This is a genomic window from Nonomuraea cavernae (genome assembly GCF_014646355.1).
Lineage (GTDB): Bacteria > Actinomycetota > Actinomycetes > Streptosporangiales > Streptosporangiaceae > Nonomuraea > Nonomuraea cavernae.
In genome coordinates, this window is the sequence record NZ_BMNH01000012.1 from 160,335 (window position 1) to 186,708 (window position 26,374).

Genomic DNA, 26,374 nt, shown 5'->3' on the forward strand with positions numbered 1-26,374 from the left:
GAACTCATGTGAATCGAGCGGTCACGGAGCCGAGCCCGGCGAACTCGGCGCGGAAGGCGTCGCCAGGGCGCACGTCGATCGCCCTGGTGCAGGAGCCGGGCAGGATGACGTGCCCCGCTTCGAGCTTCACCCCGAACGAGGCGACCTTCCTGGCCAGCCAGGCCACGGCGGTGGTCGGGTTCCCCAGGACGGCGCTGGTGTTGCCCCGGGCGACCTCCTGGCCGTCCTGGTAGAGCACCGCCTCCACGTCGGCCGGGTCCAGCTCGGCCGGGCTCACCCGGGCGGCGCCGAGCAGCACGCCGGCCGAGGACGCGTTGTCGGCGATCGTGTCGGCCAGGCCGATCTTCCAGTCGCGGATCCGGCTGTCGATCAGCTCGATGCTCGGCACCACGTACTCGGTCGCGGCCAGCACGTCCGCCTCGGTGCACCCCTCGCCGGGCAGGCTCGCGCCGAGCACGTAGCCGATCTCGACCTCGATCCGCGGGTAGCAGTAGCGATCCACCTGGATCGGCACGTCCTCCGACAGCGCCATGTCGTCGAGCAGGTGCCCGTAGTCGGGCTCGTCGACGCCCATCATCTGCTGCATCACCAGGGAGGACAGCCCCACCTTGTGCCCGAGGACCCGGGCGCCGGCGGCGAGCCGCCCACGGATGCCGGCGAGCTGGATCTCGTACGCGTCCACCACGTCGATGTCCGGGAAGGACTCGGTCAGCGGCCCGATCGGGGCCCGGTCCCGTTCGGCCACCCGCAGCCGCTCGGCCGCGGCGGCCCGCTGCGCCTCTTCCAGCATCCAGTCCTCCGCAGATGTCGACGTCGGGGTAAGGGTTCCAGTCATGGCCGCCACGCCGGTGCGCGCTTCCCGCTCAGTGGGAGCCGCCGGTGGCGCGGGCGGGTTCAGCCGTCGTAGGTGACCTTGACGTGTTCGCTGACCGGGATCGCCTGGCAGGACAGGATCAGCCCGTCGGCCAGGTCGCGCTCGTCCAGCACCGTGTTGTGCTCCAGCGTGACCTCCCCTTCCAGCAGCACGCAGGCGCACGCGCTGCACGACCCCTCGCGGCACGAGTACGGCGCGTCCAGGCCGGCGGCCAGCAGCACGTCGAGCAGCTTGGCGCCGGCCGGCCACGCCACCGTCGTCGTCCGGCCGTCCAGCTCGACCTCGGCCGTGCCGCCGGGGGCCGCCTCGTCGATCACCACGCCGGACTCGGCGAACGGGTCGCCCGCCAGCGACTCGAACCGCTCGACGTGGACCCGGGGCGCGCCCATCCCGGCGAGGATCGCCGTGACGACGTCCATGAACGGCTCCGGCCCGCACACGAACGCCTCCCGGCCCGCGTACGGCCTGGCCAGCGCGGCCAGTCCGGCCGCGGTCGGCAGGCCCTGCACCGACTCCAGCCAGTGCACGACCGTCAGCCGCTCGCCGTGCTCGGCGGCCAGCGCGACCAGTTCGTCACGGAAGATGACCGACCGCTCGTCCCGGTTGGCGTAGACCAGGGTGACGGCGCCCGTCCCGCCGCGCAGGCACGACTTGAGGATCGACATCACCGGGGTGATGCCGCTGCCGCCCGCGAAGAGCAGCAGGTCGTCGTCGAGCGAGGACGGGGTGAACGTGCCCGAGGGCCGCAGCACCTCCAGCACGTCACCCTCGGTGACGTTGTCGCAGATCCAGTTGGATCCGTAGCCGTCCCGGGTGCGTTTGACGGTCACCTTGAGCCTGTCGTCGCAGACGGGCGAGCTGCTGAGCGAGTAGCAGCGCGCCGCGCCCTCCGGCCGGCTGGTCGGCACCCGTACGGTGAGGAACTGGCCGGGCCGGTAGCCGAGCCGGGAGTCGTCGCCGTCGGCGGGCTCCAGCACGAGCGAGTGGGCGTCCGGTGTCTCGCGGATCACCTCGACGACTCGGACCTTGAGCGATGCCGGTTGCGTCATGGCCGTCTCCGTCCCCGCCGTCACGCCGAGTGGGGCAGCGTGACCTGCCCGCCCGAGCGCGCTCTGGAGGCGGCGTGCCGCGCGGCGATGTACCCGAAGACGATCGACGGGCCGATCGTGGCGCCGGGTCCGGCGTACTCGTTGCCCATGACCGACGCCGAGGTGTTGCCCGTGGCGTAGAGGCCGTCGATCACCGAGCCGTCGCCGCGCAGCACCCGGCTGTGCTCGTCGCACACCAGGCCGCCCTTGGTGCCGAGGTCGCCGACCTCGATCCGGAACGCGTAGAAGGGGGCCCTGTCGATGACGTCGAGGTTCGGGTTGGGCAGGGTCGGGTCGCCGTAGTAGCGGTCGTAGGCGCTGTCGCCGCGGCCGAAGTCGTCGTCCCGGCCGGCCTCGGCGAACCGGTTGAACCGGGCCACGGTCCCGGCCAGCGCCTCGGCCGGGACGCCGATCTTCCCGGCCAGCTCGCCGAGCGTGGTGGCGGTGAACGCGATGCCCTGGTCGTAGAACTCCTTGGGGATCGGCATCCCGGGCAGGATCTGCGCGAACGGGTAGCGGGCGCGGGCCTTGGCGTCCATCACGAACCAGGCCGGTACGTGCCCGCCCGCGAGCTGGTCGTGCACGAAGTTCACGTACGGGGACGACTCGTTGGTGAACCGGGTGCCCTGGGCCGACACGATGATCGACGGCGGGATGCACCGCTCCGACACCAGCGGGATGGTCGCCCCGGCGGGGTGCCGCACGGCGGGCATCCACCAGGCGTCGTCCATCAGGTCGAGCGCGGCGCCGAGCCGCTCGCCGGCCAGGATGCCGTCGCCGGTGTTCTCCCGGGCGCCCATGCCGAAGTCGGCCTGTCCGCCCTCGGGCAGGTACCTCGCCCGCAGCTCCCGGTTGTGGTCGAAGCCGCCGGTCGCCAGCAGCACGCCGAGCCGGCCGCGGATCCGCACGGGCTGGCCGTCGCGCTCGGCGACGATGCCGGTGACGGCGCCGTCGTCGCCGGTGACGAGGTCCTTCATGGGGGTCTTCAGCCAGAGCGGGACGTCCGCGTCCTTGAGCGCCATCCGCAGCCGGGCGACGAGCGCCCGCCCGCCGGTGGCCATGTGCCGGCGGCGGACCACGTTCGAGGAGACCCGCCAGGCGGCGACGACGGAGGCCCACCGGCCGCGCCAGGTGCGCTTGACCATGGCCAGGTCGTGGTAGTCCTTGCCGGTGATCCACAGGCCCAGCGGGCCCTTCATGCTGTTGGGCCGCTGGTACCTCTCGTCCTCGCCGAGCTTGCGGGTGTCGAACGGCACCGCCTCGATCGACCGCCCGAGCGGCCGGCCGCCGTCGAGCTCGGGGTGGTAGTCGGCGTAGCCCTTGGTCCAGAAGAAGCGCATCCACCTGCTCGTGCCGAGCAGCTCCATCGCGGCCGGGCCGTGGTCGACGTACGCGTCGAGCCGGGCCGCCGGGACCCGGCCGCCGGTCAGCAGGTCGAGGTAGCGGCGGATCGACTCTCGGCTGTCGTCGTGCCCCCTGGCCCGCAGGGTGGGGTTGTTCGGGATCCAGACGCCGCCGCCGGAGATCGCGGTGCTGCCGCCGTACTTCGAGCCCTTCTCGACCACCACCACCGACAGTCCGCTGTCGCGCGCCGTCAGCGCGGCGGTCATGCCACCGCCGCCGCTCCCGACGACGACGAGGTCGAACTCGTGGTCCCAGCCGGTCACCGGCCATCCTTCCTGGTCAGGAAGGCCAGCACGGCGCTCTCCCAGGCGGCCTTCTGCTCGATCATCACCCAGTGGCCGCAGTCGGGGAAGACGTGCAGCTCGGCGTCGGGGATGGTGCGCATCGGGACGAGGGCCATGTCGAGCGGGCTGACCCGGTCGTCGCGGCCCCACGTGATCAGCGTCCTGGCCTTCAGCTTGTGCAGCATCGCCCAGTACGGCGGCGCGTCGGAGGCGGCCGCGTGGGCCCGCTGGGCGGCGAACGCGGCCCTGCCGTACATCCGGCGGGCGGCGGCCAGCGTGGCCGGGTCGGTGGCCTGGGCCCAGCGCTCCTCGATGAGCTCCTCGGTGACGAGGGCCGGGTCGTACACCATGGAGTGGAGCCACTGGATCAGCGCCTGCCGGGTGGGGTTCTCGGTGAACTCCATGAGCAGGTTGATGCCTTCGCCGGGGCCCGGGCTGAACAGGTTGCGGCCGATGCCCCCGATGGTGACGAGCCGGCGCACCCGGTCGGGGTTGGCGATGGCCACCTGGGCGGCCACGATGCCGCCCATGGAGTTGCCGATCACATCCACCTGCTGGAGGCCGAGCCCGTCGAGGAAGCGGATCACCGCGCCGCCCGCCGCGACCATGGGGTGCCGGTCGGTCGGGTCGCTGACCCCGAACCCGGGGAACTCCAGGACCAGGCAGCGGAACCGCTCGGACAGGGTGGCCAGGTTGTCGCGGTAGTTGCGCCAGCCCGTGACGCCGGGGCCCGAACCGTGCAGGAGCAGCAGCGGCGGGCCCTGGCCTGCCTCGTGGTAGCGCAGCACCCCCTCCTCGGTGGCGAGCTCGCGCAGGGTCGACTCGTGGGTCAGCTCCGTGGTCATCATCCGTCCATAGGTAGGCTTCGTCGAAGGTAATCGGACAGAACGGGCGAGCCCTGAGATCATCCCAATCAGCGAGACCGGGACCGGAACGCCGGGCGACGAGAGTCGGGGGCCTGCCGGAGCGGAAAGCCCTTCCACTCATCGGGATCCCGCCGTCTGGGCGCCGTACGGGCTTTTGTACGTTCGTCATCCGAGCCACCCCCCGGTACGCGAGGTGAATTGATGACAGCCGCATCCTCCGACTCGCCGTTCACTCCGGACCCCGGCGCGCCGACCCCGGCGGAGTTCCGGCGGGCGATGGGGATGTTCGCGAGCGGCGTGACGGTGATCAGCGGCCTGGACGGCGAGGAGCCGGTGGGCTTCGCGTGCCAGTCGTTCGCCTCGGTGTCGCTGGAGCCGCCGCTGATCCTGTTCTGCGCCGACCACAACGGCCGCACCTGGCCCCGGATCCGCGACTCGGGCCGCTTCTGCGTGAACGTGCTGGGCGAGGAGCAGGTCGACATCTGCGGCCGGTTCGGCTCCAGCAAGGGCAGGAAGTACGACGGGCTCGACTGGGACCTGTCCCGATGGGGCACGCCGGCGCTGCGCGACGTGCTGCTGCGGGTGCACGCCGAGGTGCACGACGTGCACGTGGCGGGCGACCACGACGTGGTGATCGGCCGGGTCGTGGAGCTGGAGCCGGTCCGCGAGCAGCGCCCGATGCTGTTCTTCCGCGGCCGGTTCGGCGTCGAGCGGCCGCTGCCCGCCGATCAGGCGCCGCCGGGGCCCAACCTGTGGGGCTGGGGCGACCACTGGGGGTGATCGTCCTCGCGCCTCACAGCCAGTCGCCGTCCTGGCCGACGGCCAGCATCTGGTTCATCGTCTCGGTGGACCAGGTGGGGTCGGGCGTCCGCGCGGCGGCGCGGGTGCGCCGCGGGCTCTCCAGGCCAGGGAAGAGCGTCAGCGCGGCCTGCCGCGCGGCGTCGACCACGAGCGGGGCGACCTTCTCCAACGGGGTACGGCTCTCGCCGACCAGGGAGATGCTCGCCACCGGCCCCTCGTGACCGCGGATCGCCGCCGCCACGCAGGAGATCTGCGGGAAGCACTCCCCCCGCTCGAAGGCCAGGCCGTGGCGCTGCCGGATCCGGTTGAGCTCCTGGTGCAGGGTGGCGATGTCGCCGATCGTGTGGTTGGTCAGCCGGCTGATGGGGCCGTCGATCAGCGTGTCGACCTGCTCCGGCTCCAGCCAGGCGAGGATCGCCTTGCCCAGCGCGGTGCAGTGGGCCGGCGCCCGGCCGCCCACCCGCGAGGGCACCGACAGGGCGAACCTGCCGCCGACCTTGTCCAGGTAGAAGACCTCCGCGCCGTCGAGGACCGCGAGGTGGACGACCATCCCCGTCTTGATCTGCAGCTCGTGCAGCAGCGGCGCGGCCGCCTCGCGGATCTCGCCGTGGCTGCCGTCGCGGCCGCCGAGGCCGAGTGCGCGCTTGCCCAGGCGATAGCCGAAGGACGTGTGGTCGAGCCAGTTCAGCTGGACGAGCTGGTCGAGGATCCGGTGTGCCGTGGAGCGTGGGAGATGGGTACGGCGGGCGACGTCCTCAAGGGTGAGCCGGGTGGAACGGCCGGTGAACGCGTCCATGATCAGCGTCATCCGCTCGACCATCGACGGCGGCAGGTCCCGTCGCGGCGCCGCCGGCGAAGCCTGCTCAGTGCTGAGAGCGGCCATCACACCCCCCAAAACTGAAATGAATTCTTGTCTGGACCATAGCAACGCGCTGCCCCGGTGGGAAGACGTCGAACGACCCGTACGCTCCGTCCTGTCCGATTCCGTTCAGTGAGACCGGCAGGTCAGCCCGGCGACCGGTTGAGTAGAAAGAATTCCGCGAACCAGGGTCCAGAGACGATGCGAGGTGAAGCCGGTGCGGATCGGCATAGTGAGTCCCATCGTGGTGCGCTTTCCGGGCACCCACTCGGAGTGGGAGGCCACGGCGGGCGCCGACGACCTGGGCCGCGTCGCCGAGACCGCCGACCGGCTCGGCTACCACCACCTCACCTGCAGCGAGCACGTGGCCGTGCCGGCCGAGGCGGCCCGGCAGCGCGGCGGCGCCTACTGGGATCCGCTCGCCACGCTCGGCTATCTCGCCGCCCGCACCCGCCGCATCCGGCTGGCCACCCACGTGCTCGTGCTCGGCTACCACCACCCCCTGGAGATCGCCAAGAGGTACGGCACGCTCGACCTGATCAGCGGTGGGCGGCTCACCCTCGGGCTGGGCGTGGGCAGCCTGGAGGAGGAGTTCGAGCTGCTCGGCGTGCCGTTCGAGGATCGCGGCCCGCGCGCCGACGAGGCGCTCGCCGCCCTGCGCGCCTCCCTCTCGCGGCGGGAGCCGGAGTTCCACGGCCGCTACTACGACTACTCCGGATTCGTGGTGGAGCCGCACGCGGTGCAACCTCGGGTGCCGATGTGGATCGGCGGCCAGACCCGGCGCTCACTGCGCCGAGCGACGACCCACGGCGACGGCTGGGCGCCGTTCGGGCTGCCCCTGGACACGCTCGCCACGATGCTCCGCGAGACCGACCTGCCCGACGCCTTCGACGTCGTGCTCGGCATCAGCCGCCCGGTGGACCCGACGGGCTCGCCCGGCCCCGCCGCGCGCGCCCTGGAACGGGTCCGTGAGGCGGGCGCCACGGTGGCGGCCGTCTACGTGGCCGCCACCTCGTCCGCCCACTACTGCGACCAGTTGGAGGCACTGCACGCCCTCGGGGTCGAGATCGGCCTCGACTTCGGCCCACCGGCCCCGGAACCGTACCCGGCCCCGGGAGTGACCACGGGACCGGCCACGGAACCGGCCACCGGATCGGCCACCGGATCGGCCACGGGATCGGCCACCGGATCGGCTCGTCTCGGGGAGGACCGTTGACCGGCGTCGAGGAGCGGCTCGCCCTGCTGGAGGAGCGCACGCGCAGGCTGGAGGACGAGCTGGAGGTGACCCGCCTCGTCCTGTCCTACGGCCCGCTGGTCGACAGCGGCAGCGCCGACGCCGTCGCCGCGCTCTGGGAGCCCGCCGGCGTGTACGACGTGGACGAACTGCTGATGAACGGCCGGGACGAGATCGCCGCCATGGTCCGCTCCGACGCGCACCAGGGCTGGATCGCCCGCGGCTGCGCCCACGTCATCGGCGCCCCGCACGTCACGGTGAGCGGGGACGAGGCGGTCGCCCGCGGCTACTCCCTGATGATCGTCAGGGACCGCTCCGGCGACGGGTTCAGGGTCCGCCGCGCCACCGCCAACCACTGGACCCTGCGCCGGGGCCCGGACGGCTGGCAGGTCGTCACCCGCGTCAACCGCGTCCTCGACGGCCGCTCCGAGTCACCCGAACTCCTGGCCGGCGACCTCCCGGCCTCGTCCTGAAAGGGGCGTCGCCACCCACCTCGGCTGCCTCCCAGCACCTGCTCGGCAACCACCGGGTCGAGGTGTCCGGCGACCGGGCCCGCTCCCTCACCTACGCCCGGGTTCACCATCAGGGCGCCGGTCCCTTCGCGGGCCGCTCCTACGAATGCCTCGGCGAGTACGACGACCACTGGGCCCGCACCCCGGCCGGCTGGCTGCTCACCTCCCGGGTCTTCGCCATGACCATGTCGATCGGCGACGTCGGAGTCCTCCAGCCCGGCTGACCGCACTCTCCTTCGGACCGGAGAGTCTCGACCCGCGCAGGCCGACCGCGCTCCCCCGGCCTCAGCCGGTCCGGCCGCGCAGGCGGCGCACCGGCCGGGTCTCGATCCAGTCGATGCGGATCGCCCGCCGGATGATCCGCCAGGCGCCCGCCTCCTGCCGGTAGGCGTCGAGGTAGCGCAGGTGCCACACCAGGTCGGACGGCCCGCCGTCGCGCTCGGCCAGGTGGTGCGCCACACAAGCCACCCTGCCCGTCGCGGTGCCCGGCTCCGGCCCCACGTCGAACACCTGGCCGCAGAGCGCGTGGAAGGTCAGGACGAAGCCGTCCAGCGCGGACACCGCCCGGCCGATCTCCTCGGGCCCGGTCCGCGTCAGGACCGGCTCCAGCTCGCGCGGCGGGTCGGGCAGCACGAGCACACCGTCTCCGGTGAACAACCCGGTCAGCCCCGCGATGTCCCGCTCGTCGGCGTACAGCGCGTACCGGGAGACCAGGTCGGCGAGCCCGGCCACGTCGGCCGCCTCCAGTCCACTCACCGGGCCGCTCACCGGGCCGCTCACAGGCCACTCGAAAGGCCGCTCGAAGGACCGCCCGCTGGGGCGCTCACATGGTCGCTCACCTGGACGCCGACCGGGTCGCCGACCGGAGCGGCGGCGCCCGCCGGGGATCGGCGCCCATCAGGGCGTCAGCCCGAGGCGGGCCGCACAGGCGGAGAGCTCGTCCATGGCAGCCGCCAGGTCTGCCGTCGGCGTCCCCGACAGCAGGATCCGGTCCGCGCCGAGGGCGGCCAGGGCATCGGCCTTCTCAGGCGTGATCCGGGAGACGAGGTGCCCGAGGGTGAGTTCGAGAGCGAGCGGATCGCGTCCCGCCTGGTCGGCCGCGGCGCGCATCTCGCCGAGCAGCCTCCGTAGGTCCTCCCCCGCCACTCCGAGCGGCTGGAAGCCGTCGCCGAGCAGGCCCGCGCGGCGCGCGGCCGCGACGCTGTGGCCGCCGATGTGGATCGGCACCGCGCCGCGCACCGGCTTGGGGTACGTCATGGCCCCGTCGAAACCGAAGAACTCCCCGTGGTGGCTGACCCCGTCCGGCGACTCACCGGACCACAGGGCGCGCATCACCCGGATCTGCTCGTCGGCCCGCCGCCCGCGCGTGGCGAAGTCGGTTCCGCAGGCCTCGATCTCCTCCTTCATCCACCCCATGCCGACGCCCAGGCGCAGCCGTCCGCCGGAGAGCGCGTCGAGGGTGGCGGCGCGCTTGGCCAGGACGACGGGATGGTGGTTGGGCAGGACCAGGACGCCCGTGGCCAGCCCGATCCGGGTCGTCCGGCCGGCCAGGAAGCCGAGCAGGTCGAGCGGGTCGGGGATGGCGCAGTCGTCGGCCAGCTCCATCCGCCCCGACCGGTCGTACGGGTAGACGCTGGAGTATCTGCTCATGACCACGGTGTGCTCGACCACCACGATGGACTCGAACCCGCACGCCTCGGCGTGCCGGGCGAAGCCGCCGATCCACTCGGGGTCGGCGGTGGTGTTCGCGGCGACCGGCGCCAGCACCGCGTATTTCATCGCCCGCTCCCCCTGCATCGCCTACTCCTCTTCATCGCCCGCTCCCGGGACGCGCCTCGCGGGGCAGCCCGAGCACGCGCTCGGCGATGATGTTGCGCTGGATCTCGTTCGAGCCGGCGTAGATCGTGTCGGACCGGGAGAACAGGTAGAGCCGCTGCGCGTCGCTCAGGTCGTACGGCGGCCCGTCGGCGATCATCCCGGCGGCGCCGAGCACGTCCATGGCCAGCTCGCCCAGCTCCCGGTGCCAGACGCCCCAGACCAGCTTGGAGATGGACGACTCGGGCCCCGGCGCGCCCGCCGCGATGCCCGCCATGGTGCGGACCGCGTTGAGCCGCATGACCCGCAGGCCCATCCAGGAGCGGACGAGCCGGTCGCGCAGCAACGGGTCGTCGATCGCGCCGGTGCGCCGGGCGACCTCGATGACGGCCTCCAGCTCGTGACGGAAGCCCACCTGCTGGCCGAGCGTGGCCACGCCGCGCTCGAAGCCGAGCGTGGCCATGGCGATCTTCCAGCCGTCGCCGGGCGCGCCGACGAGGTTGGCGGCGTCGGTCACCGCGTCGTCGAAGAAGACCTCGTTGAACTCACTGGTGCCGGTCATCTGCACGATCGGCCTGATCTCCACGCCGTCCTGGCGCATCGGCACCAGCAGGTAGGACAGCCCGTGGTGGCGGGTGGAGCCGGGCTCGGTGCGGCAGATCACGAAGCACCAGTCGGCCTCCAGGGCGAGGGAGGTCCACACCTTCTGCCCGCTGACGCGCCACCGGTCGCCGTCGAACTCGGCGCGGGTCTGCACGCCGGCCAGGTCGGAGCCGGCGCCGGGCTCGGAGTAGCCCTGACACCACAGCTCCTCGACGTCCACGATCGGCGGCAGGAACCGCCGGCGCTGCTCGTCGGTGCCGAACGCGATGATGGTCGGGCCGAGCAGGTTCTCGCCGATGTGACCGACCCGGGCGGGCGCGCGGGCCAGGGCGTACTCCTCGTGGAAGGCCACCTGGTCCTCGACGCTCGCGCCTCGCCCGCCATACTGCTCGGGCCAGCCCAGGCAGGTCCAGCCGGCCGCCGCCAGGTGCCGCTCCCAGGCCAGCCGGACGTCGAACGCCTCGTGCTCGCGGCCGGGTCCGCCCAGCCCGCGGGCTCCGGCGAACTCGCCCGACAGGTTGTCCTCCAGCCAGGCGCGTACCTCGGCTCTGAAGGTTTCGCTCCGGTTCACAGGTGGCACTCTACCAAACAGTTGTTAGAATAAGGATCCCGACCGTTGACCCTTGGGACGAACGTGATCAGCACCGACGAGCAGGAAGAGCTGCGGCGCACCGTGCGCGCCCTTCTCGCGCGCAACCCCCCGTCCCGGCCCGAGCCGGACGCCGAAGCGGGCTACGACGAGACCATCTGGCGGCTGCTCGCCGACCAGGTGGGGGCCTTCGGGCTGGCCGTTCCCGTGGAGCACGGCGGGGCGGGCTGCACGGCGGCCGAGACCCAGGTGGTGTGCGAGGAGCTGGGCCGCACCCTGGCCACGCTCCCCTACCTCGGCTCCGCCGTGCTCGCGACCGAGGCACTGCTCGCCTGCGGGGCCACCGATCCCCTGCCCGGCCTCGCCGACGGCAGCCGGGTCGGCGCCGTCGCCTGGGCGGAGAACGGCACCTGGGACCCGGCGGCGATCCGGGCGCGGGTGCGCGACGGCCGGCTCACCGGGGTGAAGGAGCACGTGCTCGACGGCGCGCGTGCCGACCTGCTCATCGTGCCCGCCCTCACGCCCGACGGCGACCTCGCCGTCCACACCGTCGAGCCCTCCGCTCCCGGCGTGCAGGTGGAGCCGCTGACCACGCTCGACCGCACCAGGCCGCAGGCGCGCGTGACGTTCGACGGGGCGCCGGCCCGGCTGATCGGCGCCGACGGGCACCGGGTCCTCGACCGGCTGCTCGCGGTCGCCGCCACCGCCCTCAGCGCCGAACAGCTCGGCGGCAGCGCCCGCTGCCTGGAGATGACGCTCGACTACGTGAAGGTCAGGGAGCAGTTCGGCCGGCCGATCGGCTCGTTCCAGGCGGTCAAGCACCGGCTGGCCGACCTGTACGTGCTGGTCGAGTCGGCCCGCTCCGTCAGCCACGACGCCGCCCTCGCGCTCGCCGAGAACGCTCCCGACCTGGGCGTACGCGCCGCGACCGCGCAGGCGTACTGCGCCGAGGCGTTCTCCGCCGTGACCGCCGAGACGATTCAGCTGCACGGCGGCATCGGCTTCACCTGGGAGCACGAGGCCCACCTCTACTTCAAACGGGCCCACTCCGCCGCCAGGCTGTTCGGCGACGCCGCCTGGCACCGCGCCCGCCTCGCCTCCCACGTCCTGGGCGGCTGACCCGGCGCCGAGGACGCCACCACGGGTACGGCCCCGTTCCATGGTCCGCGCGGACCCGAGGAACGCCTAGGGCCGGAGGTCCTTTGGACATGGTCTTTCTCCTCTACCCGCGACCTGCGGCTCAGCGATTGGCTGTGATCGCACGGAACGGCAGAAGGAGGCACGACATGAGACGCCGGAACACGCCGGTCGCCATAGACCCCGCCGACGTTCGCGTCGAGAGGCGCGGCCCGGTCCGCCAGGGAGCCGTCGAGCACGCCCGGCAGGCCATCGCCGCGCTGGCCCGGCTGGCCCACGAGCCCGTGCTGCACGCGCGGATCAAGCTGACGGCCCCCGCCGCCCCCGACGTGAAGCGGCCGTACACGGCACAGGCCAACCTCGACGTCAGCGGGCGCCTCATCCGCGCCCAGGCCGCGGGCTCGTCCATGTACCAGGCGCTCGATCTGCTGGAGGATCGGGTACGCACCCGGTTGCGGCGCACCGCCAGGCACTGGGGGGAGCTGCGCGGGCGCCACTGGCCAGAGCGGGAGTCCTCGCTGCCGGTCCTGCCGCGCCCGCGGCGCGGGCCGGACGCCGAGCAGGAGATCGTCCGGCACAAGACGCTGGGCGCCTACCGCGCCACGCCGGAGGAGGCCGCCTTCGACATGGAGCAGCTCGACTTCGACTTCTACCTGTTCACCGAGGCCGGCAGCGGGCAGGACAGCGTCCTGTACCGGGCCGGTGACGGCTACCTGCTGGCCCAGGTGGAGCCGCGGCCGGAGGCGCTCGGCGAGGTGATGATGCCGCTCACGGTCGATCCCGGCCCGGCGCCCCGGCTGACCACCGCCGAGGCGGTGGACCGGCTGAAGGTCAACGGCCGGGCGTTCGAGTTCTTCGCCGACGCGGAGACCGGCCGCGGCCGGCTGATCTACCACCGCTACGACGACGGCTACGGGCTGATCACGATCGGCTGACCGGGGCCGCGCGCCGGGCGGCGCCGGGACCTCCGCCCCGAGGTCCCGGCGCCTTCTCCGCTCTCCGCTCCGGGATGGAAGACTGACACTTCGGATCTTCCTCGCGTTAGGCTGTCGCGTACCCCCCTCAGGAAGGCACGACGATGACCGACGGTCCGCTCAGCCGTGTGAACACCGAGATCCCGAGTCCGGCCCGGATCTATGACCTGTGGCTGGGGGGCAAGGACAACTACGAGATCGACCGCGTGGTGAGCGCGCAGATCCTCCAGGCGGTCCCCGAGCTGCCCATCCTGGCCAGGACGAACCGCGAGTTCCTCGGCCGGGCGGTGCGCCACATGGCCGCGGAGGCGGGGGTCCGGCAGTTCCTCGACGTCGGCACCGGGATCCCCACGGCCGACAACACCCACCAGGTCGCCCAGTCGGTCTCGGCCGACTGCAAGGTCGTGTACGTGGACAACGACCCGGCGGTGCTGGCCCACGCGCGGGCGCTGCTGCGCACCTCGGGGCAGGGCGACACCTGGTTCGTCGACAGCGACCTGCGCGACCCCGACAAGATCATCGCTGCGGCGGGCGCGCATCTGGACTTCTCGCAGCCGATCGGGCTGGTGCTGCTCGGCGTGGTGGAGTTCCTGCCCGACAGCGACCGGCCCAAGGAGATCATCCAGCGGCTGATGGAGCCCATGGCCCCGGGCAGCCACCTGGCCATCTCCCACGGCCTGGTCGGCAAGCAGCTGGAGAAGGGGGTGCGCAGCTGGAACGAGAGCGGCGGCGCCCCGATCACGCTGCGCACCCACGAGGAGCTGACCGGCTTCTTCGATGGGCTGGAGCTGCTGGAACCGGGCGTGGTGGCGCTGCCGCGCTGGCGGCCCACGCCGGAGACGCTCTACGCCGACCGCGAGGCCGTCTACTACGCGGGCGTGGGTCGCAAGCCCTAGTCAGGAAGAACGCCCCGGCGTCCTCCCCGATCCACTCACGGAAGCTGCAGGTGACGGGACGGGGGCGCCCACCGGCGACAGCTCGATGACACAGGACACGGTCCTGCCCCCATTGGTCAATCTCTGACGCGGGCCTTCCTGCGACGACTGCGGTCGTGGATGCAGCGGACAAAGTGCTCCGCCACCTCTCACCGTTTGTCTGTGAATCTCATTCGGCGCACGAGAACCCCCTCCATGTCATGGAGAACATGTACCGGAGAGCCTCATAAATCTATATCAGGAAAGATGCGGTCCGCACACACTCCTTAACTCAACTTGATCTTCCAGCGACCTGGATCCCAAGTTAGGCTGCGATGATCCACGCGTATTTCAGACCAGCGCAGCTCTGCCGGTCAGCGATACGCCCATCGCCCCAGGGAGAAGAAGTGTTGCGACGCTGGCAAAGCTGCGCCTTATCCATCTCGATCGCAGCCACATCGATCATGGCGACCTCCACTCCTGCCCACGCCATAGAACGCTGCGTGAGCAACACGTGGGCCCTAGGCTGCTATGACGAAGTCGGCTATACGATCGAAGCCTGCGACAAGAATGCGGACGGCAGGCGATCCGGAACATCCATCGACTCTTCCGACGGCTATACGGAAGTCTTTGACACGGACGGCGCCAACAATGGATGCACAGGCGAGAGCGCGTGGTTTGCGGCTCCCTTTCCTGGAACCATCTACACTCTCAGAGCCTGGCGCCAGAACGGCAACTACGGTTCTCAGGAAAATCCCGTCCAAGGCACCTACACGGCGAGCTGAGAGGCAGCAGAGGCGTGCGATCTGAGAAATTACCCGAGGCGCCCCACCGCGAATCCAGCAGGCGGAGGAGGAACATCCTCGCTCCACTCGCCCTGGTCGCAACGATCGCCGTGATGACCGCGGGCGCCGTGACGCTGGTATCCGGCATCTCCCCCGACTCGCAGGCGACCGGCACACGTGCGGCTACGGGCGCGGCGCCCCACGACGATGTGCGCACCGACATGGGCAACGACCCTCCTCGCAGCCTCATCGCCGCCGGACGCGTGGCGATGTCCGCCTACTGGACAGGCTCCTGGCAGGAGGTCGGCAAGGCGGAGCACAAAGTAAGCCGGGGAACGCTCAACACGACTGTCAAGCGGTTGACCCGCACATGGTTTGTATACAGTCCGCTAAACGACACGTACGAACAGACGCAATGGTCATGGGTGGACGTCGCCCCAGGACTACAGAAGGCCGCCGTTCTGGAGGGAGAACTTCCGTCGAAGCGGCTCGGTGTTCTCGACCTGTCCACCCGCAAAGTGCTCTCCTGGATCGATCTCCCACAAGGGGCCGCGAGTGCGACCTGGTCGCCCGACGGAAAGAACATCCTGGCCACCAGCTATGACCGGCACCCCGACGAGATCGAGTTCGTGAACGCCAATACGCGCTACGGGACGAAAGGCGTGAGTCCACGTAGCGGGTTCTTCATCGTGGACGCGACCACGATGACGGCGCGGTTCAATCCAGTGCCACGAGGCGACAAGCAGGCGGCGCATCCGCGAAATGACTTCCGCTGGGCTTCGCCCAACCTCATCACCGGCGAAACCAACGACGCACTCTCCTTCGACCTGGACGGCGAGGCCCGTGCCATGCCCAGCGGCCACGTTGAGCTGTCGGAGGACAAGGCAGGGCGAGCCGGGCTGTCACCGAACGGAAAGCTGCTGGCGGGACCCGCGGGAATGCCGACCAAGGTCATCGACAGAGCCTCCGGCCTCGAAGCCGGAACCCAACCCGTTCTCGAGTTGCTCGCATGGGCCGACGACGAGCATCTGATCGCCCTCGGCTGCGAAGACAGGTGTGCGAACGAATTCCGCAACGCCCTCGTACTGGTCAGTGTGGACGGCAGGGAAGTCACCCGGCTGTCGTCCTATCGCGAGGACGGCGGTTCGGACGCGACGTGGCACCCCGTACTGACCCTCCGCTGACCCAGGCGCTCATTCCTGGTCGTCCATTCCTGGTCGTCCATTCCTGGTCGTCCTGCCTGTGTCGGGTGCACGAACGAGGTACGCGGAGGTCCGTCGCGGACGACGGCTCGCGCGGGGTCAGCTCAGCGGCTGACGGGGGATCAGCCCGGCGGCGGACGCGGCCGGGCGGGAGCGCTGCCTAACATCCAGCCGGACAGTGCCCCTCGGCCGGCCAGGAGGCCCCCGCATGCTCAACAACTCGGTCCGCTTCAGACGCGTCGCGACCGGCTCCCTGCTGATCGTCGCGCCGGCGCTCCAGCTGATCGCGGTCATCGTCGACCCGGGCACCTGGGGCGACGACCGCGAGGCGGTCAGCTTCGGTGACAACCCGGCGCTCGCCCAGCTGCAGTCGGTGCTCTACCACTGGAGCTGGGTGCTCACCGCGATCGCCGCGTTCGGCCTGCTGCACCTGGTGCGCCGCAAGGCGGTCGTGCTCGGCCACATCGCCGGCACGATGACGATCGTCGGCTACATCAACCTGTCCGCCCTGCTGCTCACCGACCCGGTGGAGTGGTGGTTCGGCCGGCGCTACCCGGCCGAGGAGGCCCAGCGGCTGGCCGGCGAGGTCCTCGACCTGCCCGGCGTGATCTTCGGCTTCACGCTGCCGTGGACCTTCTTCGCGCTGCTCGGCCTCCCGCTGCTCATGATCGCCGTGTGGCGGGCCGGCGCGGCGCACTGGTGGATCCCGCTCACCGTCACGCTCGGCGGGCTCGCCGCGCAGTTCGTCCCGTACGGCCCGCTGATGGTCCCGCTGTGGGCGCTGCCCGCGCTGGCGCTCGGCGCGCTGGGCGTGCGGGTGCTGCGCATGAGCGACGACGACTGGATGGCGTACTACCCGGTTCCCGCCCCGCGGGCCGCCACGGCCGGCTCTTCCGCGTGATCCCCGGCGGCAGGTGCCCCGTCACCTGCCGCCGGGGACGTGGTGACGGCTACGAACCGGTGTGACCCACGGCCCGGGCGTAGAAGGAGCGGTCCACGTAGCGATCCTCCGGCAGGATCTCCGTGTACTTCACCGTCTTGAAGGCGATGAACACCTTCTGCTCCTCCTCGCCCGTCCCCTTGCGGATCTCCCAGTCGAAGGTGAGCGCGGGGGTGCGGGTCAGCGACTCGCGGGGCTGCTGGGTGCCGGCCACGATGGCGGCCAGCACGTTCTCCTTCTTGATGTAGTCGCCGTCCAGGTGGGTGTTGATGGTCCGGATGTAGGCGCGGACGAACGCCTGGAGCACCTCCGGCCGCTCCTCCAGCATCGACTTGCCGGTGTAGAAGCCGCCGAGCGGCTCGCCGGGCGCCTGCCCGCCGACCAGCACGTACTTGTCCGGGCTGCTGGCGGCGGTCAGCCAGTACGGGTCCAGCAGCCACGCGGTGTCGATGGCCTTGTTGGCCAGGGCCGGCATCAGGTCCGTCGGCGGAAGCTGCTTGATCTGCATGTCCTGCAGCGAGGTGCCCGCCTCGGTCAGCGCCTTGTTCATCGGGTAGGCGATGGCCGAGGCGGCCCCCACGGTGGAGCCGAGGGTCTTGCCCTTCAGTTCGGCCAGTTTCGGGTTCTGCGGGTCGGAGAAGATGTCGCGGCGGGCCCAGAGCCCGGTCTGCGGCTGGGACAGGTCGGCCGACTTAGGCTCGATGAAGTTGCCCAGGACCCACTTGATGGCCAGGCCCTGGTTCACCGCGTTGAACAGGCCGGCCTCGGTGCCCCCGTAGGAGATGTCGACCCGGCCGGCGGCCAGTTGCGGCATCGCGTCGGCGAACGGCAGCACCGAGAACTCGACCTTCAGGTTCTCCTTCTCGAACTCGCCCAGCTCCATCCCGACGAAGATCGGCGCGAGGCTGCTGGACCTCGACGCGGCCGTCATCCGGATGGTGGCGGGCTCCTTCAGCGGCTGGGGGGCGGGGCTGTTCGCCGCGCACCGCGCGACCCTCCGGGTCGGGCTCAGGTCGGCGGGATCGACGTACGAGTCCGCCCCGCAGCCCTCGACGGGCACGACGGCGCCCAGATCGGCGCGGGCCGCCACCGGCTCGTCGTCAGCGGCGCAGGCGGCCGTCGAGAGCAGCAACGCCCCGACTCCCAGCGCCGCGGCCAGGACACGTAATCTCGACACAGGTTCCTCCAGTTGGGGGGCGTGAAGGCAGGACCGGGCAGCAGGGGCGCGTCGCCGGTCAGGACGGGATGATCGCGTTGTCGTCGGCCGCCCACCGGATGAACAGGCGCCCGACGAGCTTCACCAGCAGGGCGAAGAGGTAGCCGATGGCGGCGACGAGCACGATGCCGACGTAGCTCTGTTCGAGCAGCAGCAGGGTGCGGCCCTGCTCGATGAGGTAGCCGAGGCCCTGGTCGCTGATCACGAACTCGATGCCGACGAGCATGAGGACGGAGACCCCCGCGGCGATCCGCAGGCCGACGAAGATCTCCGGCAACGCGGCCGGGAGCAGCACGTGACGGAACATCTCCCACCGGTTGGCGCGCAGCATCAGGGCCGCCTCGCGGTAGCCGGTGGGCACCGCCATGACCGCCGACATGACCGAGATCCAGACGAAGAAGTACACTGTCATCGCGATCAGAACGACCACCGACGTGTCACCGAAGCCGAAGATGGTCAGGAAGATGGGCAGCAGGGCCAGCTTGGGCACCGTGTACCACGCCCAGGAGAACGGTTCGAACGCCGCGCGCAGCACCCGCGACATGCCCATCAGGAAGCCGACCACCAGCCCGGTGACGGCGCCCAGCAGGTATCCGAGGATGACGCGGCGCACGCTGGTGACGGTGGCCTCCACCAGCCGGCCGTCCTCCCACAGCGCGGCGATGCCCGGGACGAGCCGGCTCGGCGGCGGGTAGAGGAACGGGTCGACCCATTCGAGGACGGCGCTGAGCTGCCACACCGCCACGAACAGCACCGGCACGGAGATCCCGAGCGCGATCTTGGTGGCGCTCCAGCGGCGCCGGGTGCGCACCGGATGCAGTTCGGCGACTCCGGGACGCCGGGTCAGCACGGTGCTCAAGGCCGGTCCTTTCCCGCGTCGAACTGGGCGACGACCTCCGAGTGCAGGCTCGTCCACAGCTCGCCGCGTAACTTGGCGAAGAGGGCGTCGGTACGGATCGCGCTGGACCGGGGGCGTTCGAACGGCACGTGGATGTCGGCGATGACGCGGCCGGGGCGCGCGCTCATCACGACGACGCGGTCACCGAGCAGCAGTGCCTCCTCAAGGCTGTGCGTCACGAACACCACCGTGCGCCGGCGGGCCTGCCAGATCGCCAGCAGTTCGTCCTGCAGCACCTCGCGCAACTGGGCGTCGAGGGCCGCGAACGGCTCGTCCATCAGCAGGACCTCGGGATCGATGGCCAGCGCGCGGGCGATGGAGACCCGCTGGCGCATGCCACCGGAGAGAGCTCCGGGGTAGACGTCCGCGAAGTCGGTCAGTCCGAGGCGGGCCAGCCAGTCGTCCACGATCTCGCGCCGATCGGCGGTCGGACGGCCGCTGAGCCGCAGGCCGAGCTCCACGTTGGCCCGCACCGTCTTCCAGGGATAGATCCCGTAGTCCTGGAAGACCATGGCGATCGGGATGCGGTGATCGCCGGACACCTCGATCGCCACCTCTCCCGCGGAGGGCGCGAGCAGCCCAGCGATGATCTTCAGAAGGGTCGATTTGCCGCAACCCGACGGGCCCACCACACAGAGGAACTCGTCGTCGCCGATGGACAGGTCGACCGGCCCCAGCGCGTGGACGGCCGAACGCCCGGTGGTCACGAAGGATCGGGACGCCTCCCGGACGGTGATGCGGGGCGCCGCCGGCGGCCCCTCGCCAGGTGCACCTGAAGGGGTGAGCTGGCCGATGTGATCCATGGGTCTCCCTGACGGTCCGTCGTCTGCGGAGGTGACTCGTCCAAGCTATCTTGTTATTATATAGAAGATAGTAATCTTGTGAGTTCAAGTCAACGATCAGGAGTCAAAATGGCGGTGCGCCTGCTGGACGGTGTCCGGGTCGTGGAGTTCGCCCTCCTCGAAGCGGGAGGCGTCGGCACCGTGCTGGCCGACCTCGGCGCCGACGTGGTGAAGGTCGAACGTCCCGGCGAGGGCGACTACATCCGCAAGGTCGGCTGGCCGTTCGTCCAGGGCGTGTCCCTCATGCACCATCACCTCGGCCGCGGCAAGCGCAGCGTCACCATCGACATCCAGCGGCCCGAGGGGGCCCGCGTGGCCGAACGCCTCATCGGGGCGAGCGACATCGTGATCGAGGGGATGCGCCCCGGCGTCCTCACCCGGCGCGGGCTCGGCCCCGGCGCGATGCGCGAGCGCCACCCGGCGCTGGTCTGGTGCACGGTGTCCGGCTACGGCACCACCGGACCGTACGCCGACCTCGCCGCGCACGGCGTCGCGTTCGACGCGTGGGCCGGCGGGCTCCGCCTCGGCACCACCGAGCAGGGCTTCTCCTCGGCCGAGCTGAACGTGCCGCTCGGCACCCGGGTGGCGCCGCTGCTGGCCGCGAGTGCGATCCTGGCAGCGACCCTGCGCGCGGGCCGGACCGGGCAGGGCTGCGCGATCGACATCGCGCAGTGCGAGGCCGCGGCCGCGGTGGACTGGCTCACGATCGAGGGGCACCGGGCGCACCTGCGGCCCGAGACGGAGGTGACCGGCAACCCCGCCGACGGCGGCGTGCGCCGCGAACCCGGCACCGCGGGGATGGGCGACAGCGTGCGCTACCAGGTCTACCGCAGCTCCGACGGCCACGTGCTGTTCATGGCGAGCGAGCGCAAGTTCTGGGAACGGTTCTGCCGGGCGGTCGGCCGGACCGACCTGCTCGGTGACCGCGACGGCGAGGAGGTCGCCGACCACGCGCTCGGCGACCACCGGCTGCGGGCCGAGCTCACCGAGGTCTTCCTGACCCGGTCCACCGCCGACTGGGTCGAGGTCGGCCTCACCGCCGACGTGCCGATCGCGCCGGTCAACTCGCCCGCCACGCTGCCCGCCGACCCCCACTTCGCCGCCCGGACGGCGTGGCTGCCCGCCCAGGAGTACGGCGCCGACCTGCTGCCCCTGCCGGTGCACCTGACCGGCGAGGAGATGGCGCGGCCGGCGCCGGCGGCCACGCCCGGCCTGCACACCGACGAGGTGCTGGGCGAGCTGGGCGTGAGCGCCGGCGAACTGACCGCCCTGCGCGAGTCGGGCGTCCTCGGTTAGCACCATCACGCGCACGGGCGTGTAGCACGTACGGTGCAGGCGGCCGAGGTCAGAGCACCTCGATCGCCGCCAGCACCGGGTCGCCGACTCGGCAGACCTGCACGTCGATCTGCGCGGCGCACGCCGGGCAGTAGAAGTGCCGCACCACGAACCGTTCCCCGCCGGCGTAGACGGCGCCGAGCGGGCTGCGTCCCGCGGGCGACACATCGTCGGCGACCAGGTGCTCGTGCACGTTCTCGTGCGCGCCGCACAGGACGGTGGCGCACCTGGCACAGGCCACGACCCCGTCCCGCTCCCGCTGATTCCGTCCGGACACGGCAGTCCCGGCGGACGCGGAGGACGCGGGAAGCAGGTCCAGGGCCGCGGACAGGCGGCGCCCCGCCCTACCGCCGGTCGCCCGGGGCGCCGGTGAGCGGCCGATCCTCAGCCGCCGCCGCTCGGCGCGCAGCCGCTCCGTGGCCGCCTCGTCTGCTGAGACAGGTGAGTCCTCCGAGGCATTGGTGATGACGACGCCGTAGTCACGCCGGGCGCCGGCCACTGAGACCAGACCGTTCACGACGTCGTCCAGGACCGCCGACGGCTCGCGCTCCAGCGGGTCGCCGAGCCCGCCGCCGCCCTGTGACACGGAGATCAGCACGTCGCCGGCGCCGATCTGGATCGTGGACGACGGCATCGGAAGGCTCCAGCCCTCCGACGCCGGAAGTCCTTGCGCCACCGCGAGGTCGTCCGTGCCGGTACGCGGCGTCACCGCGACGACGCTCTGCCCGCCGAACTCTCCCCCGCACACCCCGGCGGCCAGCGGGTGCTGGAGCCCCTGCCCGAACGACATCATCGTCATCGGCGTCCCGGTCCCGTACGGGCTCAGGGCGTGCAGAGTGCCGGCGCCGCCGCGGTGCCTTCCGGGGCCTGCCGTGTCGGCCAGTTCCACCCGCCGCTCGTACAGCAGCGGCAGGTAGGCCTCGTTGACCTCCACGTTGGCGCAGGACGCCCCCGGCGACGTGGTGTAGCCCGAGGAGTCGGCACCGTCACCGAGCCAGGTCGCCCCGCCACCGCCGGTGATCTCGTCCAGGGTCATGGTGGCGTACGCGGTGCCGTCGGCGCGCAGGCCGTGCACCGTTCCCCCACCGCCGCCGGCGGCCTGACAGCTCGCCATCACCAGGGGCGCGAACTCCTCGGACGTCTCCAGCATCCGGGCGACGCAGGAGTTGACCGACACCCGGATCGCCTGGCAGGTGGCGGCGGTGCTCATCGCCACGCCGGCGGGCCACTTGGCGTGTACGACCGTGCCCTCACGGCTGAGGATCCGCACCACCGGCCAGACGCCTCCGGGCACCCACGGAAGCCCTCCGCACAGGTAGATCAGCACGCTGCCGATCGCGAAGTTGGCCAGCGCCGGGTAGGCGGCGTTGATGGCGCCGGGGGCCTGGGGATCGCTGCCGGTGAAGTCCAGTTCGAGGTCGTCGCCCCGCTTGGTCATGGTGAGCCGGACCGCGTAGACGGCTTCGGGCTCGCCGGGCGCGCTGCCGTGCGGCCGGTACTCCACATGGCTCACGTGGCGCCACCGTCCGTCCGGCAGCGCGCGCAGCCGTTCCCGCAGCAGCAGTTCGGTCCGCTCCAGGAGGCGGTCCATCACCGCGCCGACCGTTTCGGCGCCGTACTGGGCGCAGAGCCGCTCCACCTGCTCGACGACGCTGCGGTTGGCCGCCACCTGGCCGAGCAGGTCCAGCCGGTTCAGCTCCGCCGTGCGCGAGCGGGCGAGATACTCCCGCTCGATGTCGCGGCGCATCCGGCCCGCCTCGACGATCCGGACCGGCGGCATCGGGACCGCCTCGTCGAAGATCGACCTGGCGTCGTAGGTGATGCCGCCCGGATTGGGGCCGCCGACGTCGGGCTGGTGCACGGTCGAACCGCACCACCCCACCATCCGGCCCTCGACGATGATCGGCGCCACGACGACGACGTCGGGCTGGTGCAGCGTCCCGACGTACGGGTCATTCGTCACGAACTGGTCGCCGGGCCCGATGCCGGGATTGTCGGTGTACTGCGCCAGGATGTCGCGCACCACCAGGTGCATCGAGACGACCTGGGCGAGCACGTACCGGCCGCAGCAGACCACCCTGCCGTCGGGCGCCATGATCACCGTGTTGAGGTCGCGTGCCTCGGCCGCGAGCTGGGAGCCGGAGAGCCGGGCCAGGATCGAGGCGGCGTCGTCGTTGATCGCGTCGAGCCGATGCCGGAGCACCTCGAAAGTGATCTCGTCAACCATCGTCGTCCTTCCGGCGTCAGCCAGGTAGTCAGCCAAGGTGGCCGAGGTGGAGGTGTCCACTGGGGTCCATGCGCGCCTGCCGCAGGGGTGGCACCACCACGGTGGTCTGCTCCGACTCGATGAACGCGGGACCCTCGATCCGCGCGTCGGCCGGCAGCCGCCGCCAGTCGTGGACGGCGCAGCGGTGCTCGACGCCACCGAACCAGGCCGGTCGCGCGCCGGTCGGCTCGGCCTCGCCGGGCTTGCGGAGGACCGGGGGCGGCACCGGCACCGCGACCGTGAGGTCCACCCGGACGCTGACCACCTCCACCACCGAGCGCGCGTCGGCCGACCCGGGGCCGACCAGATCCTCGTAGCGTTCGCGGAAGGTCGCGTCCAGGCGGGCGAGCTCGGCCGGGCCGGCGGCCGCCTCCACGGCGAGCTCGATGCTGCGTTGCTGCCGGTAGAAGCGCAGGGCGACGGTCCGGTGCGTGATCCGGCCCCGGCCGGACGCCGCCACGACGTCGTCCACCTCGGCGGACAGGCTCGCGTCGAGTTCCCCGGCGAGCTCCGCCAGCGTGGCCTCGATGAGGGGGCCCGCCCGGTCCAGCGGCGTGGGGACGACACCTCTCTCCGCGCCGATGTTCAGGTCGCTGGAGACGGCTCCGTACGCCGACAGTTCCGCGGCCAGGTCAGGGACGACGACGTCGAGCACGCCCAGCTCGTCCGCGTACCAGCTCGCGTACTGCGGGCCCGCCCCGCCGAAGGCGACGAGAGCGAACGCCGACGGGTCGTGGCCCCGCTGGACGGTGGTGCGGCGGATGAGGTCGCGCATCTGGTCGGCGGCGATCCGGACGATCCCCTCGGCCGCGGCCACCACGCTGATCCCGAGCGGGTCTGCGATGTGCTCGCGGATGGCGGCCCGTGCCGCCGCCACGTCCAGCTCGACCGCGTTGCCGAGCCGGTCGATGTAGCCGAGCGCGGCCGAGGCGTCGGTGAGCGTGGGCCGGGTCCCGCCCCGGCCGTAGCAGGCGGGTCCCGGGTCGGCTCCGGCGCTGCGCGGGCCGACCCGCAGGGTGCCGAGCCCGTGGTCGAGCCAGGCCAGGCTGCCGCCGCCGGTGCCGATCGACTCCACCTCGACCACGGGGATGGCCAGGGCGTGCCGGTGCACCATCGGCCGGGTCGCGCGCTGCGTCCGGCCGTCGATGATGAGCCCGACGTCGAAGCTGGTCCCGCCGACGTCGGTGGCGATGACGTTGGGCCGGCCCAGTGTCCTCGCCAGGCCGGCGGTGGCGGCCAGCCCGGCCACCGGGCCGGAGCGCAGGGTGTTGACCGGGGCCCGCAGGGTGTGCTCCACCGGCTCTGCTCCGCCTCCGGTGCGGAGGATCATCAGGACTCCGCCGAAGCCCTGCTCCCGCAGCCGTTCCCGCAGGGCGCTCAGGTAGGTGCCGACGGCGGGCGCGAGGTAGGCGTCGAGCACGGCGGTGGAGGTGCGTTCGTACTCTCCCACGACCGGCGCGATGGCGGCCGAGGAGGAGACGTGCACGCCCGGCATCTCCTCTCCGACGAGCGCGACCAGCCGCCGCTCGTGCTCGGCGTTCACCGGTGACCAGAGCAGCGAGACGGCCACGGCTCCGACGCCGCGTGCGGCGAGCCGGCGGATCGCGGCGCGGGCCTGGTCCTCGTCCAGCGGCCGGACGACCGTGCCGGTGACGTCGATCCGCTCGGCCACGCCGGCGATGTCGGCGCGGGCCACGAGCGGGTCGGGCTTGCGCCAGCGGGTCGGCATGCCGAGGTCGAGCTCGTCCAGGCCGTGGGTCTTGTTCGCCTTGGCGATCGGCAGGGTCGACTCGAAGCCGGCGGTGGTGAGCAGGCCGACCCTGGCTCCGGTGCCGGTGAGCAGGGCGTTGAGCCCGACCGTCGTGCCGTGTGTGAGGATCGCGGTGCGCCGCAGCAGGTCCGGCAGGGTGAGGTCGAGCGCGGCCGCGGCGCGGGTGATCGAGTCGAGCACTCCCTGTTCGACGCGGCCGGGCGTGCTGAGCGCCTTGCCCACGCCCAGTCGCCCGTCGGAGAGGGTGACGACGGTGTCGGTGAAGGTGCCGCCGGTGTCGACGCCGATGAGGGCGCGGACGGATCCGGCCGTCATGCCGGGGCCCCACCGGCGACCGGCAGGTTCACCCCGCTGACGAACGAGGCGGCGTCGGAGACCAGGAACTCCACCGCGGCGGCGAGCTCGTCGGCCGACTGGCCGCGTCCGAGCGGGATGGTGCGGGCGAGCCAGTCGGCCAGCGGGATCCCCTCGCGTTCGGCGAGCTTGGCCAGCCCGGGATTGGGGAATCTCGGGTCGCCCGGGTCCACGCCGAGCGGGCAGACGGTGTTGCAGCGGATGCCGAGCGGCCCCAGCTCGCGGGCGAGCACGGCGGTGAGGTGGTTGACCGCCGCGCGGGCGACACCGACCACGCCGGCGCCGGGCACGGGGGTGAGTCCGGCGTACGAGGAGAGGCTGACGATCGACCCGCCGCCGGCCGCGGTCAGGGCGGGCACGCAGGCCCGCGCGATCAGCCAGGTGGCGGTGAGGTTCCAGGTCAGCCCGCGCTGCCAGGCGACCGGATCCACCTCGGTGAGCGGCCCGTCGCCCTGCCCCTGCCCGGTGGCGCCGACGAAGGAGCAGCAGGCGTCGAGGCGGCCGAGTTCGGCCACGGCCGACTCGACGAGCTCCGTCACGGACGCGGGGTCCGTCGGGTCGACCTCCAGTGCCGGGACGGCCCGCCCGCTGATCGCGGCCACCTCGTCGGCGACGTCACGCAGGGTGCCGGCGCCTGCCAGGCCGGTGCCGGTGTCGCCGGCGACCGGCCCGATCGCGTCGGCGAGAACCAGCCGGGCGCCGGATCGCGCGAGCCTCACCGCCACGGCCCGGCCCAGGCCGGGTGGCCTGGCCACACCGACCACCAGCACCGCTTTCTCACCAAGATCCACGGTTGCCTCCCAGACTGGAG

Annotated in this window: 25 protein-coding genes; 11 read left to right on the plus strand and 14 right to left on the minus strand. The window is 71.9% G+C overall.

The window, feature by feature from the left end:
* Positions 1-4: 4 nt before the first annotated feature.
* The 4 genes from IEY82_RS20705 to IEY82_RS20720 all read right to left on the minus strand — a co-directional run bounded on the left by IEY82_RS20705 (position 5) and on the right by IEY82_RS20720 (position 4,498).
* Positions 5-790, minus strand: coding sequence for a 2-keto-4-pentenoate hydratase (locus IEY82_RS20705; protein ID WP_189125807.1), 786 nt, complete (start codon positions 788-790; stop codon positions 5-7).
* Between the two features lie 104 nt (positions 791-894).
* A complete protein-coding gene (locus IEY82_RS20710) occupies positions 895-1,923 on the minus strand; it encodes a ferredoxin--NADP reductase (protein ID WP_189125808.1) in 1,029 nt (342 codons plus the stop codon).
* 20 nt (positions 1,924-1,943) lie between these two features.
* On the minus strand, positions 1,944-3,629 hold the full coding sequence (locus IEY82_RS20715) for an FAD-binding protein (RefSeq protein WP_189125809.1): 1,686 nt from the start codon (positions 3,627-3,629) through the stop codon (positions 1,944-1,946).
* Positions 3,626-4,498, minus strand: a complete 873-nt coding sequence (locus IEY82_RS20720; RefSeq protein WP_225263439.1) for an alpha/beta fold hydrolase — start codon at positions 4,496-4,498, stop codon at positions 3,626-3,628. Before IEY82_RS20720 ends, IEY82_RS20715 begins: the two co-directional genes overlap by 4 nt.
* A 219-nt stretch (positions 4,499-4,717) precedes the next feature.
* Between IEY82_RS20720 and IEY82_RS20725 the strand changes: the two genes are divergently transcribed.
* Complete coding sequence (locus IEY82_RS20725; protein WP_225263441.1) at positions 4,718-5,296, plus strand: flavin reductase family protein; 579 nt, start codon at positions 4,718-4,720, stop codon at positions 5,294-5,296.
* A 13-nt stretch (positions 5,297-5,309) separates the two neighbouring features.
* On the opposite strand, the gene IEY82_RS20730 is transcribed toward IEY82_RS20725, so the two are convergent.
* Complete coding sequence (locus IEY82_RS20730; protein ID WP_189125810.1) at positions 5,310-6,200, minus strand: IclR family transcriptional regulator; 891 nt, start codon at positions 6,198-6,200, stop codon at positions 5,310-5,312.
* Positions 6,201-6,393: 193 nt separating this feature from the next.
* On the opposite strand from IEY82_RS20730, the gene IEY82_RS20735 reads away from it, so the two are divergent.
* Genes IEY82_RS20735 through IEY82_RS39240 form a run of 3 tightly spaced genes read left to right on the plus strand, consistent with a single transcriptional unit; the run spans position 6,394 to position 8,146 of the window.
* On the plus strand, positions 6,394-7,392 hold the full coding sequence (locus IEY82_RS20735) for an LLM class F420-dependent oxidoreductase (protein WP_189125811.1): 999 nt from the start codon (positions 6,394-6,396) through the stop codon (positions 7,390-7,392).
* On the plus strand, positions 7,389-7,883 hold the full coding sequence (locus IEY82_RS20740) for a nuclear transport factor 2 family protein (protein ID WP_189125812.1): 495 nt from the start codon (positions 7,389-7,391) through the stop codon (positions 7,881-7,883). Before IEY82_RS20735 ends, IEY82_RS20740 begins: the two co-directional genes overlap by 4 nt.
* Positions 7,880-8,146, plus strand: coding sequence for a nuclear transport factor 2 family protein (locus tag IEY82_RS39240; protein ID WP_263648330.1), 267 nt, complete (start codon positions 7,880-7,882; stop codon positions 8,144-8,146). Before IEY82_RS20740 ends, IEY82_RS39240 begins: the two co-directional genes overlap by 4 nt.
* Positions 8,147-8,207: 61 nt before the next feature.
* On the opposite strand, the gene IEY82_RS20750 is transcribed toward IEY82_RS39240, so the two are convergent.
* The 3 genes from IEY82_RS20750 to IEY82_RS20760 form a co-directional block, all read right to left on the minus strand.
* Positions 8,208-8,678: a nuclear transport factor 2 family protein gene (locus tag IEY82_RS20750; protein ID WP_225263443.1), complete on the minus strand. Its 471-nt coding sequence runs from the start codon at positions 8,676-8,678 to the stop codon at positions 8,208-8,210.
* 141 nt (positions 8,679-8,819) lie between these two features.
* Positions 8,820-9,719 (minus strand): LLM class F420-dependent oxidoreductase, encoded by a 900-nt coding sequence (locus tag IEY82_RS20755; protein WP_225263445.1) that lies wholly within the window; start codon positions 9,717-9,719, stop codon positions 8,820-8,822.
* A 13-nt stretch (positions 9,720-9,732) separates the two neighbouring features.
* Positions 9,733-10,911: an acyl-CoA dehydrogenase family protein gene (locus IEY82_RS20760; protein WP_189125813.1), complete on the minus strand. Its 1,179-nt coding sequence runs from the start codon at positions 10,909-10,911 to the stop codon at positions 9,733-9,735.
* Between the two features lie 45 nt (positions 10,912-10,956).
* Between IEY82_RS20760 and IEY82_RS20765 the strand changes: the two genes are divergently transcribed.
* The 6 genes from IEY82_RS20765 (at position 10,957) to IEY82_RS20790 (ending at position 16,842) form a co-directional block, all read left to right on the plus strand.
* Positions 10,957-12,048, plus strand: coding sequence for an acyl-CoA dehydrogenase family protein (locus IEY82_RS20765; RefSeq protein ID WP_225263447.1), 1,092 nt, complete (start codon positions 10,957-10,959; stop codon positions 12,046-12,048).
* 167 nt (positions 12,049-12,215) lie between these two features.
* Positions 12,216-13,001 carry a sigma 54 modulation/S30EA ribosomal C-terminal domain-containing protein gene (locus tag IEY82_RS20770; RefSeq protein WP_189125814.1) on the plus strand — a complete coding sequence of 262 codons (786 nt, stop codon included), beginning with the start codon at positions 12,216-12,218 and terminating at the stop codon, positions 12,999-13,001.
* 143 nt (positions 13,002-13,144) lie between these two features.
* Positions 13,145-13,936: an SAM-dependent methyltransferase gene (locus IEY82_RS20775; RefSeq protein WP_189125815.1), complete on the plus strand. Its 792-nt coding sequence runs from the start codon at positions 13,145-13,147 to the stop codon at positions 13,934-13,936.
* 425 nt (positions 13,937-14,361) lie between these two features.
* Positions 14,362-14,739, plus strand: coding sequence for a hypothetical protein (locus IEY82_RS20780; RefSeq protein WP_189125816.1), 378 nt, complete (start codon positions 14,362-14,364; stop codon positions 14,737-14,739).
* A gap of 113 nt (positions 14,740-14,852) precedes the next feature.
* Complete coding sequence (locus IEY82_RS20785; RefSeq protein WP_189125817.1) at positions 14,853-15,923, plus strand: hypothetical protein; 1,071 nt, start codon at positions 14,853-14,855, stop codon at positions 15,921-15,923.
* 226 nt (positions 15,924-16,149) lie between these two features.
* Positions 16,150-16,842: a hypothetical protein gene (locus IEY82_RS20790; protein WP_189125818.1), complete on the plus strand. Its 693-nt coding sequence runs from the start codon at positions 16,150-16,152 to the stop codon at positions 16,840-16,842.
* 49 nt (positions 16,843-16,891) lie between these two features.
* On the opposite strand, the gene IEY82_RS20795 is transcribed toward IEY82_RS20790, so the two are convergent.
* The 3 genes from IEY82_RS20795 to IEY82_RS20805 are packed head-to-tail and all read right to left on the minus strand — an operon-like array spanning position 16,892 to position 19,798.
* A complete protein-coding gene (locus tag IEY82_RS20795; protein ID WP_189125819.1) occupies positions 16,892-18,058 on the minus strand; it encodes an ABC transporter substrate-binding protein in 1,167 nt (388 codons plus the stop codon).
* Positions 18,059-18,116: 58 nt separating this feature from the next.
* Positions 18,117-18,947 (minus strand): ABC transporter permease, encoded by an 831-nt coding sequence (locus IEY82_RS20800; RefSeq protein ID WP_225263469.1) that lies wholly within the window; start codon positions 18,945-18,947, stop codon positions 18,117-18,119.
* Positions 18,948-18,952: 5 nt separating this feature from the next.
* Complete coding sequence (locus IEY82_RS20805) at positions 18,953-19,798, minus strand: ABC transporter ATP-binding protein (RefSeq protein ID WP_189125821.1); 846 nt, start codon at positions 19,796-19,798, stop codon at positions 18,953-18,955.
* 108 nt (positions 19,799-19,906) lie between these two features.
* Between IEY82_RS20805 and IEY82_RS20810 the strand changes: the two genes are divergently transcribed.
* Entirely contained in the window at positions 19,907-21,133 is a 1,227-nt protein-coding gene (locus IEY82_RS20810; RefSeq protein ID WP_189125822.1) for a CaiB/BaiF CoA transferase family protein, read from the plus strand.
* A 49-nt stretch (positions 21,134-21,182) separates the two neighbouring features.
* Here IEY82_RS20810 and IEY82_RS20815 read toward each other — a convergent pair whose 3' ends face one another.
* Genes IEY82_RS20815 through IEY82_RS20825 form a run of 3 tightly spaced genes read right to left on the minus strand, consistent with a single transcriptional unit; the run spans position 21,183 to position 26,354 of the window.
* Positions 21,183-23,399: a hydantoinase B/oxoprolinase family protein gene (locus tag IEY82_RS20815; protein ID WP_189125823.1), complete on the minus strand. Its 2,217-nt coding sequence runs from the start codon at positions 23,397-23,399 to the stop codon at positions 21,183-21,185.
* Positions 23,400-23,427: 28 nt separating this feature from the next.
* Positions 23,428-25,524 (minus strand): hydantoinase/oxoprolinase family protein, encoded by a 2,097-nt coding sequence (locus IEY82_RS20820; RefSeq protein WP_189125824.1) that lies wholly within the window; start codon positions 25,522-25,524, stop codon positions 23,428-23,430.
* A complete protein-coding gene (locus tag IEY82_RS20825) occupies positions 25,521-26,354 on the minus strand; it encodes an SDR family NAD(P)-dependent oxidoreductase (protein WP_189125825.1) in 834 nt (277 codons plus the stop codon). Before IEY82_RS20825 ends, IEY82_RS20820 begins: the two co-directional genes overlap by 4 nt.
* Positions 26,355-26,374 lie beyond the last annotated feature (20 nt).